The organism is Pseudomonas sp. GM21, assembly GCF_000282215.1.
Classification (GTDB): Bacteria; Pseudomonadota; Gammaproteobacteria; order Pseudomonadales; family Pseudomonadaceae; genus Aquipseudomonas.
In genome coordinates this window covers 38,292-50,536 of record NZ_AKJS01000008.1, presented here as the reverse complement: position 1 = coordinate 50,536, position 12,245 = coordinate 38,292, and the positions used below count along the sequence as shown (strand labels likewise).

13 protein-coding genes and 1 pseudogene are annotated in these 12,245 nt (G+C 59.0%); 9 read left to right on the top strand and 5 right to left on the bottom strand.

Annotated elements, in window-relative coordinates; all coding sequences use genetic code 11:
* Positions 1 to 177 precede the first annotated feature (177 nt).
* Positions 178 to 651: a WbuC family cupin fold metalloprotein gene (locus PMI22_RS27305; protein WP_007942676.1), complete on the bottom strand. Its 474-nt coding sequence runs from the start codon at positions 649 to 651 to the stop codon at positions 178 to 180.
* 3 nt (positions 652 to 654) lie between these two features.
* Positions 655 to 1,212, bottom strand: a complete 558-nt coding sequence (locus tag PMI22_RS27310) for a hypoxanthine-guanine phosphoribosyltransferase (protein WP_007942675.1) — start codon at positions 1,210 to 1,212, stop codon at positions 655 to 657.
* Between the two features lie 176 nt (positions 1,213 to 1,388).
* Here PMI22_RS27310 and upp point away from each other — a divergent pair, with 176 nt between their 5' ends.
* Together upp and PMI22_RS27320 are read left to right on the top strand one after the other, a co-directional pair.
* A complete protein-coding gene (upp, locus tag PMI22_RS27315) occupies positions 1,389 to 2,027 on the top strand; it encodes a uracil phosphoribosyltransferase (protein ID WP_007942673.1) in 639 nt (212 codons plus the stop codon).
* A gap of 2 nt (positions 2,028 to 2,029) precedes the next feature.
* Positions 2,030 to 3,304: a uracil-xanthine permease family protein gene (locus tag PMI22_RS27320; RefSeq protein ID WP_007942672.1), complete on the top strand. Its 1,275-nt coding sequence runs from the start codon at positions 2,030 to 2,032 to the stop codon at positions 3,302 to 3,304.
* A gap of 54 nt (positions 3,305 to 3,358) precedes the next feature.
* Here the strand turns inward: PMI22_RS27320 and hemH are convergent, their stop codons facing one another.
* Together hemH and PMI22_RS27330 are read right to left on the bottom strand one after the other, a co-directional pair.
* A complete protein-coding gene (hemH, locus tag PMI22_RS27325; RefSeq protein ID WP_007942671.1) occupies positions 3,359 to 4,381 on the bottom strand; it encodes a ferrochelatase in 1,023 nt (340 codons plus the stop codon).
* 13 nt (positions 4,382 to 4,394) lie between these two features.
* Positions 4,395 to 5,297 carry a TIGR01777 family oxidoreductase gene (locus PMI22_RS27330; protein WP_007942670.1) on the bottom strand — a complete coding sequence of 301 codons (903 nt, stop codon included), beginning with the start codon at positions 5,295 to 5,297 and terminating at the stop codon, positions 4,395 to 4,397.
* 196 nt (positions 5,298 to 5,493) lie between these two features.
* On the opposite strand from PMI22_RS27330, the gene PMI22_RS27335 reads away from it, so the two are divergent.
* The 7 genes and pseudogenes from PMI22_RS27335 to PMI22_RS27360 all read left to right on the top strand — a co-directional run bounded on the left by PMI22_RS27335 (position 5,494) and on the right by PMI22_RS27360 (position 11,501).
* Positions 5,494 to 6,480 (top strand): NAD(P)/FAD-dependent oxidoreductase, encoded by a 987-nt coding sequence (locus tag PMI22_RS27335; RefSeq protein ID WP_007942669.1) that lies wholly within the window; start codon positions 5,494 to 5,496, stop codon positions 6,478 to 6,480.
* A gap of 363 nt (positions 6,481 to 6,843) precedes the next feature.
* Entirely contained in the window at positions 6,844 to 7,803 is a 960-nt protein-coding gene (locus PMI22_RS27340) for a YbgA family protein (RefSeq protein WP_007942668.1), read from the top strand.
* Positions 7,803 to 8,744, top strand: a complete 942-nt coding sequence (locus tag PMI22_RS27345) for a MerR family transcriptional regulator (RefSeq protein WP_007942667.1) — start codon at positions 7,803 to 7,805, stop codon at positions 8,742 to 8,744. Before PMI22_RS27340 ends, PMI22_RS27345 begins: the two co-directional genes overlap by 1 nt.
* A 20-nt stretch (positions 8,745 to 8,764) precedes the next feature.
* On the top strand, positions 8,765 to 10,207 hold the full coding sequence (phrB, locus tag PMI22_RS27350) for a deoxyribodipyrimidine photo-lyase (RefSeq protein WP_033048663.1): 1,443 nt from the start codon (positions 8,765 to 8,767) through the stop codon (positions 10,205 to 10,207).
* A pseudogene (locus PMI22_RS31780) lies at positions 10,185 to 10,288 on the top strand (nuclear transport factor 2 family protein); the annotation flags it as partial. The gene phrB and the pseudogene PMI22_RS31780, both read left to right, overlap by 23 nt.
* A complete protein-coding gene (locus tag PMI22_RS27355) occupies positions 10,285 to 11,067 on the top strand; it encodes an SDR family NAD(P)-dependent oxidoreductase (protein WP_007942664.1) in 783 nt (260 codons plus the stop codon). The pseudogene PMI22_RS31780 and the gene PMI22_RS27355, both read left to right, overlap by 4 nt.
* A 128-nt stretch (positions 11,068 to 11,195) precedes the next feature.
* Positions 11,196 to 11,501, top strand: a complete 306-nt coding sequence (locus PMI22_RS27360; RefSeq protein WP_007942663.1) for a YkgJ family cysteine cluster protein — start codon at positions 11,196 to 11,198, stop codon at positions 11,499 to 11,501.
* A gap of 122 nt (positions 11,502 to 11,623) precedes the next feature.
* Here PMI22_RS27360 and PMI22_RS27365 read toward each other — a convergent pair whose 3' ends face one another.
* A complete protein-coding gene (locus PMI22_RS27365) occupies positions 11,624 to 12,142 on the bottom strand; it encodes an acyloxyacyl hydrolase (RefSeq protein WP_033048657.1) in 519 nt (172 codons plus the stop codon).
* Positions 12,143 to 12,245 lie beyond the last annotated feature (103 nt).

Below are 12,245 nucleotides of genomic sequence, written 5' to 3'. Positions count from 1 at the left end.
GGGGCGGCCGCCAGTGGCAGGCTGACGGTCAGCAACAAGGCGGCAAAGCAGCGAATCAAAAGGCTCATGACGGGCTCCGAAGACGAGGCCGGGCACTTTATCACGGGCATATGAAAATACTGCTGTGGACGCGAGCCACTGTGGGAGCGAGCCTGCTCGCTCCCACAGTGGGCAGGATCAATCGAATTGCGCGCGCATCCACGCATGATACTCGGCGACACCAGGCTCACCTTCACGAGGCGCCCAATCCGCCAGTTCGCCTTGACCCACAGGGCGGTAAGGGCCGGCTTTGCACTCAAACATCAGGCTGTCGGCTTCCAGCACCACCAATCCGTGGAAAACGCCAGTGGGCAGGTCCACGCCAACACAATCGCCACCGGCCTGCAGGACTTGCTTTTTCACCACCGCGCCGGCCTCGTCGAAGATCAGCAAGCCAAGGCGCCCTTTCAGGACCAACAAGGTTTCGTCCTTGTTATCGCCCAAGTGCCGGTGGGGCGGGATATAGGTGTTTGGCTGCAAACCCACCGCCATGCGATGGCAAGCGTCTTCCATCTGATGAAAGTTGTGATGCTGCCGTCCACGAGGATTAGCCTCAGCTTTCCCGGCCAATTCAGTGAACAGCGGTTGATCCAGAAAGCGTGGCGTAGCCATGGATTACATTCCTTTAACTGCGTAGATCCCGTTAGCGTTGCGCCAGTAGCCTTTGTAGTCCATGCCGTAACCAAAGATGTAACGGTCGATGCACGGCAAGCCGACGAAATCGGCTTTCAGGTCCGGACGTGCCTTGCGGTCGTGGTCCTTGTCGATCAGCACGGCGGTGTGCACTTTGCGCGCGCCAGCGTGTTTGCAGAAATCGATGATTGCACCCAGGGTGTGACCTTCGTCGAGGATATCGTCGATGATCAGCACGTCACGGTCGATGAACGACACTTCCGGCTTGGCTTTCCAGAACAGGTCGCCGCCGCTGGTTTCGTTGCGATAACGGGTGGCATGCAGGTAGGACGCTTCCAGCGGGAAGTGCAGATGCGTCAACAGCTTGCCCGAGAAAATAAGGCCGCCGTTCATCACACAAAATACCACCGGGTTGGAGTCCGCCAGTTGATCGTTGATTTGCGCACCGACGCGGGCGATGGCCGCCTCGACTTCAGCTTCGGTGTACAGGCAGTCAGCCTCTCGCATGATTTGACGGATATGCTCGAGATCAGCGGACATGGCGCTCTCCAGGGAGGGGATAAAGGGAGGGACGGTTTGGGAAAAGCGGGCAAAGGTACGCATCAAGCGAAGCCAGATCAAGCGTTTGTGGACTAACGTACTGTATGTCTATAGGACAACACCCTCGGATAGATTAACCTAGGCCGGTTTTTTTGCCCGCCGCCGGAGCCTTTCCCATGCCCATCCTCGAGATCCGCCACCCGCTGATCCGTCATAAACTCGGCCTTATGCGCCGTGCAGACATCAGCACCAAGAATTTCCGTGAGCTCGCTCAGGAAGTCGGCGCCCTGCTGACCTATGAAGCCACTAAAGACCTGCCGCTGGAAACCTACGATATCGAAGGCTGGTGCGGCACAGTGTCGGTCGAGAAAATCGCCGGCAAGAAGATTACTGTAGTACCGATTCTGCGCGCCGGTATCGGCATGCTCGAAGGCGTGCTGAGCCTGATCCCGGGCGCCAAAGTCAGCGCCGTGGGCGTGGCCCGCAACGAAGAGACCCTGCAAGCCCATACCTACCTGGAAAAACTGGTCCCGGAAATCGACGAGCGCCTGGCGATGATCATCGACCCGATGCTCGCCACCGGCAACTCCATGGTTGCCACCATCGACTTGCTGAAGAAGGCCGGTTGCCGCGAGATCCGCGCCATGGTGCTGGTAGCCGCGCCCGAAGGCATCGCCGCTGTGGAGAAGGCTCACCCGGACGTGATCATCTACACCGCCTCCATTGATGAAAAGCTGAACGAACACGGTTACATCATCCCGGGCCTGGGTGATGCGGGTGACAAGATCTTCGGCACCAAGCAGAAGGACGCTTGAGCATGCAGCAAGAGTTCAACGATCCGCTCTGGCGCACGGTACTGTCGGGTGCACAGATGCTGTTCGTGGCCTTCGGCGCGCTGGTGTTGATGCCGCTGATTACCGGTCTCGACCCGAACGTGGCGCTGTTTACCGCAGGCTTGGGGACGATCTTGTTTCAGATCGTCACTGGACGTCAGGTGCCGGTGTTCCTGGCGTCGAGTTTTGCCTTTATCACTCCGATCATCCTTGCCAAGGGCCAGTTCGGCCTTGCAGCAACCATGGGCGGCGTGATGGCGGCAGGTTTCGTCTACACCTTCCTCGGCCTGGCCGTGAAGATCAAAGGCACCGGCTTCATCGACCGTCTGCTGCCACCGGTGGTGATTGGTCCGGTGATCATTTCCATCGGCCTGGCCATGGCGCCGATTGCCGCCAACATGGCAATGGGCAAGGCCGGCGATGGCACTGAGCTGATTCCTTACCAGACGTCAATGCTCATCTCCATGCCAGCGTTGCTGACCACCCTGATCGTTGCGGTGTTCGGCAAAGGCATTTTCCGCCTGGTGCCGATCATCTCCGGCGTATTGGTCGGTTTTGCCATGGCCTTCTACTTCGGCGTGGTTGATACCGCAAAGATTGCGGCCGCGCCGTGGTTTGCGATTCCAAACTTCACTGCACCGGAGTTCAACTGGCAGGCGATTCTGTTCATCGTTCCGGTAGCGTTGGCCCCGGCCATCGAACACATCGGCGGCGTGATTGCCGTCGGCAGCGTGACCGGTCGCGATTACCTGAAAAAACCCGGCCTGCACCGCACGCTGCTCGGCGATGGCATTGCCACCACCGCAGCAGGCCTGTTTGGCGGCCCACCCAACACCACCTACGCCGAGGTAACGGGTGCGGTGATGCTGACCAAGAACTACAACCCGAAAATCATGACCTGGGCGGCGATCTTCGCCATCAGCCTGGCGTTCATCGGCAAGTTCGGGGCGCTGCTGCAAAGCATTCCGGTGCCGGTGATGGGCGGGATTCTGTGCCTGTTGTTCGGCTCGATTGCAGCGGTGGGCATGAACACGCTGATTCGCCACAAGATCGATTTGGGCGAAGCGCGCAACCTGGTGATTGTTTCGGTGACCCTGGTGTTCGGGATTGGCGGAATGCTGGTCGGCACCGGGACCGGCCAGGATGACTTCGGCCTCAAAGGCATCGCGCTGTGCGCGGTGGTGGCGATTGCGCTGAACCTGTTGCTGCCGGGCAATGACAGCTGGAAGCACAAGAAGGCGGATGAGCCACTTCTGTAACAGCGGAGATATTTGCATTCTTGATCGTTCCCACGCTCTGCGTGGGAACGATCATCAAAGGGCCAACGGTGCTCTTTCACACAGCGCACTCAACGCCCGCGCCCACTGCGGGTCATCGTTGAGGCACGGCACCAGCACCAACTCCTCCCCTCCCGCTTCGCGGAACTGCTCCAGCCCACGATCACCAATCTCTTCCAGCGTCTCGATGCAATCGGCCACGAACGCCGGGCACATCACCAGAATTTTCTTCACTCCGCTTTTGGCCAATTCATCGAGGCGCGCTTCGGTGTAGGGTTCGATCCACTTGGCCCGGCCCAGACGCGACTGGAATGACACCGACCATTTGCCGTCCGGTAGGCCCATGCGCTTGGCAAACTCCGCCGCCGTACGCAGGCACTGGCCGCGATAGCAGGTCGCGACCACTTCCGGCGGAGCACCGGCACAACAGTCTCCACCGCCTTCGAAACGGTGACCGGGATTAAGTTTCTTCAGGTGCCGCTCCGGCAAACCGTGGAAACTCAGCAGCAAGTGATCGTAATCCTGCTGCAGATAGGGCTTGGCTGTGGCCACCAGCGCATCGAGGTATTCCGGCTGATCGTAAAACGGCTGGAGAATCGACAGCTGGATATCGAGTCCTTTCTCGCGCAGCACACGCTTGGCTTCTTCGATCACCGTCGTGGTTGTGCTGTCGGCGAACTGTGGATAAAGCGGCGCAAGGGTGACTCTTTTATGCCCCTGGGCGGCCAGCTGCACCAGTTTCGATTCGATCGACGGCTCGCCGTAGCGCATCGCCAACTCAACCGGACCGTGAGTCCACTGCGTCGTCATGGCCTGCTGCAGACGACGGCTGAGCACCACCAGGGGCGAACCCTCCTCCCACCAGATCGACGCGTAGGCGTGGGCCGACTGCTCCGGACGTTTGATCAGTATCAGCGACACCAGCAAGCGGCGCACCGGCCATGGCAAGTCGATCACATATGGGTCCATCAGAAATTGATTGAGGTAGCTGCGTACATCCGCCACCGACGTGGAAGCAGGTGAACCCAGGTTAACCAGAAGCAATGCGTGATCGGTCATGCAACGTCCTATATCAGAGGCGGCTGGACAGATCGTCCAGGGCCGCGCGCAAATCAGTGAACTGGAAAGTGAAACCCGCCTCCAGCAAGCGAACCGGCAGAGCCTTCTGGCCACCCAGCAACAACAATGACAACTCGCCCAACCCCACTTTCAAAGCCAGGGCCGGCATTGGCATGAACGCCGGGCGATGCAGCACGCTGCCCAGCGTCTTGGCAAACTCGCGATTGCGCACCGGATTGGGAGCGCACGCATTATAAGGACCGCTGGCGTCTTTCTGATGCAGAAGAAAATCAATCAGAGCGATTTGGTCGTTGATATGAATCCACGGCATCCACTGCCGACCATTGCTGATCGGGCCTCCCAGCCCCAGTTTGAACGGCAGCAACAGCCGCGACAAAAAACCGCCCTCGGCCGACAGTACCAACCCGGTACGAACGAGCACAACCCGAACGCCCAAGGCCTCGGCACGCTGAGCGGTTTCTTCCCAGGCGATGCACAATTGGCTGGCGAAATCATCGATGACGGGGGGTGAAGCTTCGGTCAACTCACGCTCCCCCCCATCGCCATACCAGCCCGCTGCGGAACCTGAAATCAACAACGAAGGCTTTTGCTCGCGTTTTTCGAGCCAGGCCAGCAACGTTTCCGTCAGGGTGATGCGGCTGCTCCAGAGCAATGCTTTGCGCTTGTGAGTCCAGAGGCGATCGGCAATCGGTGCGCCAGCCAGATTGATAATGGCGTCCAGCGGCGTCTGATCAAGGTCCTCCAACCGGGCAATCCCACGCACTTGCGTGCCGCAGATGCTCGCGACTTTTTCAGGCTTACGACTCCAGACAGTCAGACGATGCCCCTGACTCAACCATTGCCGGCAGAGTTGACGTCCTATCAAACCAGTACCGCCTGTCAGCAATATGTGCATGACTTCTTCCTCGCGTGGCGTTTAACCCTGCTCACTAGTCTATTTTTATAAGCAGGGATCTTTGGTATCGGGCAGTGTCTGAGTTTAACAATAGGCCAAGCTGTCAGATCGAGAACGCTAAAAGTTATACCAAAAAACAATATTGTACAGGTTTGACCCACGGCGTAGTCTGTACAGAAAGGTAAACGAGGCCCCTATGACTGTACCTATCGCAATCATCGGCACCGGCATCGCCGGGCTTTCAGCCGCTCAAGCCCTGACTGACACAGGGCATGTCGTCCAGCTTTTCGATAAAAGCCGCGGCAGTGGCGGACGCATGTCGAGCAAGCGCAGCGATGCGGGAGCTCTGGACTTGGGCGCGCAATATTTCACGGCCCGCGACCGCCGCTTCGTCACCGAAGTCCAGCGTTGGCAAACCAACGGCTGGGCCGCCGAGTGGACACCACAGCTCTACACCTACCACGGCGGCCAACTCAGCCTGTCGCCGGACGAACAGACACGCTGGGTCGGCACGCCACACATGAGCGCCATTACCCGCGGCCTGCTCGGCGACCTGGAAGTACAGTTCGCTTGCCGGATCACCGAGGTCTATCGCGGCGAAGAACACTGGCATTTGCAGGACGCCGAAGGCTTCACCCACGGTCCGTTCAGTCATGTGGTGATCGCTACACCCGCGCCTCAAGCCACCGCGCTGCTGGCGGCTGCATCGAAGCTGGCCGGGGTCGCTGCCGGGGTAAAGATGGACCCGACCTGGGCCGTCGCTCTGGCCTTCGAAACACCGCTGGAAACACCGATGGAAGGCTGCTTCGTGCAAGACAGCCCCCTTGACTGGCTGGCCCGCAACCGCAGCAAACCAGGGCGCGACAACACTCTGGACACTTGGGTATTGCACGCGACCAGCGCCTGGAGCCGGCAACATATCGATCTGTCCAAGGAAGCCGTGATCGAGCAACTGCACGGTGCATTCGCCGAACTGTTGCATGACTCCATGCCCGCCCCGACTTTCAGTCTCGCCCATCGCTGGCTCTATGCCCGCCCCGCCAACAGCCATGAATGGGGCGCGCTCGCCGATGCCGACCTGGGGCTGTATGTGTGCGGCGACTGGTGCCTGTCCGGGCGTGTCGAAGGCGCCTGGCTGAGCGGTCAGGAAGCTGCTCGCCGCTTGCATGAACATATGCAGTAAACCGCATCATCCCGCATCAATTGCTGCTGTCGAACTGGACAGCAGCCGCTCCGCAAAACCGCGAAAAATACTAGACCTGTGCAAGTCTGCTCCGGGCGGCGTTCCGACGATGGCGACGGCTTATCCAACATTAATACGTCAGTAACTGATCGTTCCCACGCTCTGCGTGGTAACGCCTAAAGGGACGCTCCGCGTCCAGTGACGCAGAGCGTCATGGGCTACATTCCCACGCAGAGCGTGGGAACGATCAGTGACCACCAAAAAACTTATACAGAAAGTTTGACTTGTACACCTTTGAATCTATGATGAAGCCATGCTGTACAGAATCACCACTCTGTACAAATTTAGATTCGAGGTGTTCTGATGACCCACGCCCCCGCGAAACCGAAAATCGCCATCAGCGCCTGCTTGATGGGGGCCGAAGTTCGCTACAACGGCGGACACAAGGCATCACGCCTGTGCAGTCACACCCTCACTGAGTATTTCGATTTCATCGCGGTATGCCCGGAAGTCGCCATCGGACTCGGCATCCCCCGTGAGCCAATCCGCCTGGTGGGCGACCCGCAACATCCTGAAGCGTTGGGCAGCGTTCACGCCGAGCTGAATGTCACCCGGCCGCTCACCGAGTACGGCCAGACAATGGCCAGTCAGTTGAGCGATATCTGCGGTTACATCTTCATGCAGAAATCACCGTCCTGCGGCCTGGAACGGGTCAAGGTCTATCACGTCAACGGCGCGCCAGTGGAGGGCGGTGGCCGAGGCGTTTATGCCCAGGCTTTCTGTGCACTGCACCCGGACTTGCCGGTAGAAGAAGACGGCCGCCTTAACGACCCGGTGCTGCGGGAAAACTTCCTCACCCGCGTGTTCGCTTACAGCGCCTGGCAGCAATTGCTGCAAAAAGGCCTGACCCGTCGTGCCCTCACCGAATTCCACTCACGCTACAAATACCTGTTGATGGCGCACAACCCGGTGCAATACAAAACCCTTGGGAAATTGCTGGGCAACATGAGCCAGACCACCCCCGACGAGCTGGGTCCGCGCTACTTCAGTGAATTGATGGCGGCATTGAAAAAGTGCGCCACACGGCGCACCCACACCAACGTCCTGCAACACATCAGTGGCTACCTCAAGCAAGTCATCAGCGCTGAAGACAAACAGGAAGTGCAGCACGTCATCGGCCAATACCGCCAAGGCGTCGTGCCATTGGTGGTGCCCTTGACCCTGCTCAAGCACCACTTTCGCCAACACCCGGATACTTACATCGCGCAACAGGTTTACCTGCAACCGCATCCGGAAAATCTCAGTCTGCGAAACGCGATTTAATGAAAACCGAAATCGACACCAGCGCCTGCGAAGACCTCGGCGATGATTTTGAAAAGGCCCTCGTCGAAGGCTGGCTACCCATCCGTGAAGTGGCGCGCCAGACTGGCGTCAACGCCGTGACGCTGCGCGCCTGGGAACGGCGCTATGGCCTGATCGTTCCGCAACGCACACCCAAGGGCCATCGACTGTTCTCACCCGAGCACGTTCAACGCATCCTGACGATCCTTACCTGGCTCAACCGTGGCGTGGCCGTCAGTCAGGTCAAGCAACTGCTGGACACACCGCAAGCGTTTACCGAGCCCGTCGAAAACGATTGGCAAGTGCTGCGCCAGACGTTGCTGCAAGCGGTGTCACACCTGAACGAACGCGTTCTCGATGACACCGTCAATCAGGCCATGGCGCTGTATCCACCGCGAACCTTGTGCGAACACCTGTTGCTGCCGTTGCTGGCGGAACTGGAACAGCGTTGGCAGGGCCAGTTTGGTGCGCAGATGGAGCGGGCGTTCTTTTATTCCTGGTTACGCAGCAAATTCGGCGCACGCATCTACCATAACAACCGCCAGTTACGCGCCGCGCCACTGCTGTTGATCAATCACTCGGATGTGCCACTTGAACCTCACCTGTGGCTCACCGCCTGGCTGTTCAGCAGCGTCGATTGCCCGGTAGAGGTGTTCGACTGGCCCTTGCCCGCTGGCGAACTCGCGCTGGCGGTTGATCACCTGCAAGCCCGCGGCGTGCTGCTGTATTCCAGCAAAGCCATAAACCTTTCGCAGCTGCCAAGACTGTTGAATGGAGTCAGTTGCCCAAAAATGATTGCCGGCCCCACGGTACGTATCCACCACGCAGAGTTGTCCGCAAGAACTGCCGGGATTGATGATTTGTCCTTCGCCGAAGACCCGTTATCGGCGCATCAGGAACTTGTCCTGCGCGGGCTAATTTAATGAATCGTCCGGACACCACCATGCAATTGATCTGGCTGCGCAGCGATTTGCGCCTGAACGACAACACCGCCCTCTCGGCTGGCGCAGCGCGCGGCCAGGCGGTGGCGGTGTATTTGCTGAGCCCGGAGCAATGGCTGGAACACGATGATGCACCGTGCAAAGTGGATTTCTGGCTGCGCAACCTGAGCGAGTTGAGCCGCGCGTTGGGCGAACTGAACATCCCCTTGTTGATCCGTAAGGCATCACGTTGGGACGAAGCGCCGACAGTACTGCTCGACCTGTGTCAGCAGTTGAAGATCGACGCCGTCCACGTCAACGAGGAGTACGGCATTCACGAAAGCCGTCGTGATGCGGCGGTGGCCCAAGCGCTGAAGGCCAATGGCATCGACTTCTGTAGCTACCTCGATCAACTGCTATTCAAACCGGGCACCGTGCTGACCAGGACCGGCACTTACTTCCAGGTCTTCAGTCAGTTTCGCAAGGTCTGTTACGAGCGCCTGCACAGGTCAACGCCAGAGCGGGTCTGCGCCCCCGGTGTCCAGGCGCCATTGGCGATCAGTAGCGACACCCTTCCATCAAGCGTTGAAGGTTTCGCCACGCCCAGCGACAGCTTGCGCAAGCTCTGGCCCGCCGGCGAGACCGAAGCCCGACGCCGTCTCGATACCTTCGCCGACGCCCAGATCGACTACTACAAAGACGAGCGCGACTTCCCGGCCAAACCCGGCACTAGCCAGCTCTCGGCCTATCTTGCCGCCGGGGTGATCTCTCCCCGCCAGTGTTTGCACGCTGCCCTGCAAAGCAATCAGGGCGAGTTCGAAAGCGGCAATGTGGGCGCTGTCACCTGGATCAACGAACTGCTGTGGCGCGAGTTCTACAAACATATTCTGGTGGGCTACCCGCGGGTCTCCCGCCATCGTGCCTTCCGCCCGGAAACCGAGGCGCTGGCTTGGCGCGATGCACCGCAAGAACTGCGGGCGTGGCAAGAAGCCCGCACTGGCCTGCCGATCATCGATGCGGCGATGCGCCAACTGCTTGAAACCGGCTGGATGCACAACCGGCTGCGCATGGTCGTGGCGATGTTCCTGACCAAGAACCTGTTGATCGACTGGCGAGAAGGCGAGCGCTTTTTCATGCGCCATTTGATCGACGGCGATCTGGCGGCGAACAACGGTGGCTGGCAGTGGAGCTCGTCCACCGGAACCGATGCGGCGCCCTGGTTCCGGATTTTCAACCCGCTGAGCCAGTCGGAGAAATTCGACGCTCAAGGTGTGTTCATCAAGCACTGGCTGCCAGAACTGGCCGGGCTCAACAAAAAAGACGTGCACAACCCGGCCAACCTCGGTGGCCTGTTCGGCGTGGCGGACTATCCGTCGCCGATCGTCAATCTGAGCACGTCCCGACAACGGGCGCTGGCCGCGTTCAAAAACCTGCCAGCACGAAAAGATTTATCGCCACCGGGATGACTTCGATCCGGGGCTCTGAGTGACGAACATATACCCATATTGGGTCGGGCGATTGCCTGGCTGAAAAGGAGAATGGGATGAGTTTTCCTCCCCCACGGCGCTACTGGTTGACCGGCGCAGGTAGCGGCATTGGCGCCGCACTGGCCGAAGAAATACTGAAAACCGGCGCTCACGTGGCTGTCAGTTCACGCTCGGCAGCTGTGCTGAGAGTCTTGTCGCAGCGCTATCCAGGACAAGTGTTGGTCCTGCCTGGAGACTTGACCAACAGCCAGCGGGTGCGTGAAATCGGTGAACAAATTGCGCAAGACTGGGGTTCGCTGGACACCGTGATTCTCAACGCCGGCACCTGCGAGTATGTCGACGTTCAGCAATTTGATTCGTCGATTGTCGAGCACGTGGTGCGCACTAATTTGCTCGCCAGCGCCTATTGCATCGAGGCCGCGATCCCCCTGCTGCGCAAAGGCATCGCACCACACATGGTGGGCATCGCCAGTCCCGTGACGTATTTGCCGCTGCCGCGCGCTGAAGCCTATGGCCCGTCGAAAGTCGGGCTGCGTTACCTGTTCGAATCGCTGCGCATGGACCTGGCACCGGAATGCATCGAAGTCACCATGATCAGCCCCGGGTTTGGCCAGACACCGCTGACGGCCAAGAATGACTTCCCGATACCGCTCAGTTGGCCGGTAGGTAAAGTGGCCCGGCAGCTCTTCGCCAAACTCAAGAGCCGGCCATTGGAGATCGCCTTTGCGGGCCTGTTCATGGCGGCGCTGTGGCCGTTGGCGAAAATGCCCAATGCCGTGCAACTGGCCATTGGCAAACGTATGGTGCGCAGTAGTCCGCCGATCCGGGATCTGCTCTAAACATCGCCCCCATCGGCAGCTGTTTCCCGCCCGTTACTTGCGGCCCAACGGTACGCCTCAGACACACACCACTGAGCGTCCGTCAGGCCTTTCACACAGCACCGGCCCACTGCCTTACACTGCGCGCCATGAAAACCATTCCCCACACGCAAATCGCGGAGCCGGCCGTCACGTGCTCGACCTGCGCGGCTTGTTGCTGTCAGCTCGAAGTGATGCTGATCACCGACACGGGCGTGCCCGAACGCTTTATCGATACCGATGATTGGGGCGGCGAAGTCATGCTGCGTCTGGACGACGGCTGGTGCGCCGCGCTGGATCGCAACAGCATGATGTGCACGATCTACGAAAAGCGTCCGCTGATCTGCCGGGAATTCGAGATGGGCGCACCGGAGTGCATTGAAGAGCGCCAGGGGATCAGCACGGCGTATCGCTGAAAATCAAACAGGTGCAGAACTAATGTGGGAGCGAGCCTGCTCGCGATAGCGGCCTGTCAGTCAATACACATGCGACTGATACACCGCTATCGCGAGCAGGCTCGCTCCCACATTGAGCATGTTTACAACGGCATGGTGTAGTGCAGCGCGTAACTTTCTACGCCATCGTTGTGTTTGGCCATACCGCCATTGGAATAGTGCGTCGCACGAATCCCGACTTCATGACCGCCGGCAAAACGCGCACCAAAACCGAGACGGTCTTCGAACTGGAAGGACTGGCCGATATCGTTGTTTTCAAGTTCGGTATGGGAGAAAAAAGCCACCCCAATACCCGCCTCGATATAGGGTTTGACCGACTGACCGGCAAACTCGTAAACAAACACCGGAGAGAACGACAGGCTGTTGTTGCTGGAAGTACTGTCACCGTCCCAATAGGTGTAGGCACCGCTCCAGAAACCCGTCAGACGTCCCACGTCGCTTTGCCACCAGCTCTTGTCCCAATCGAATTGCATACCCAGGCGATAGGTCATGGTTGAGTCGGGGGTCTGGCCAATTCCGAACTCCACGCCTGCAGCCTGAGCGGTGAAACTGTGCCCCATTAAAGCGGCCGCAATCGCGGCCAAGCAGAATAGTCGCTTCACAAGAAACATCCTTTTCCGAACGATTTAGTATGGTTTTTGTTGCTTAACGCTATAGAAGTCGACGTTTGATCAAAAGTTCATACCAATTGCTCTTTCGCCCCCA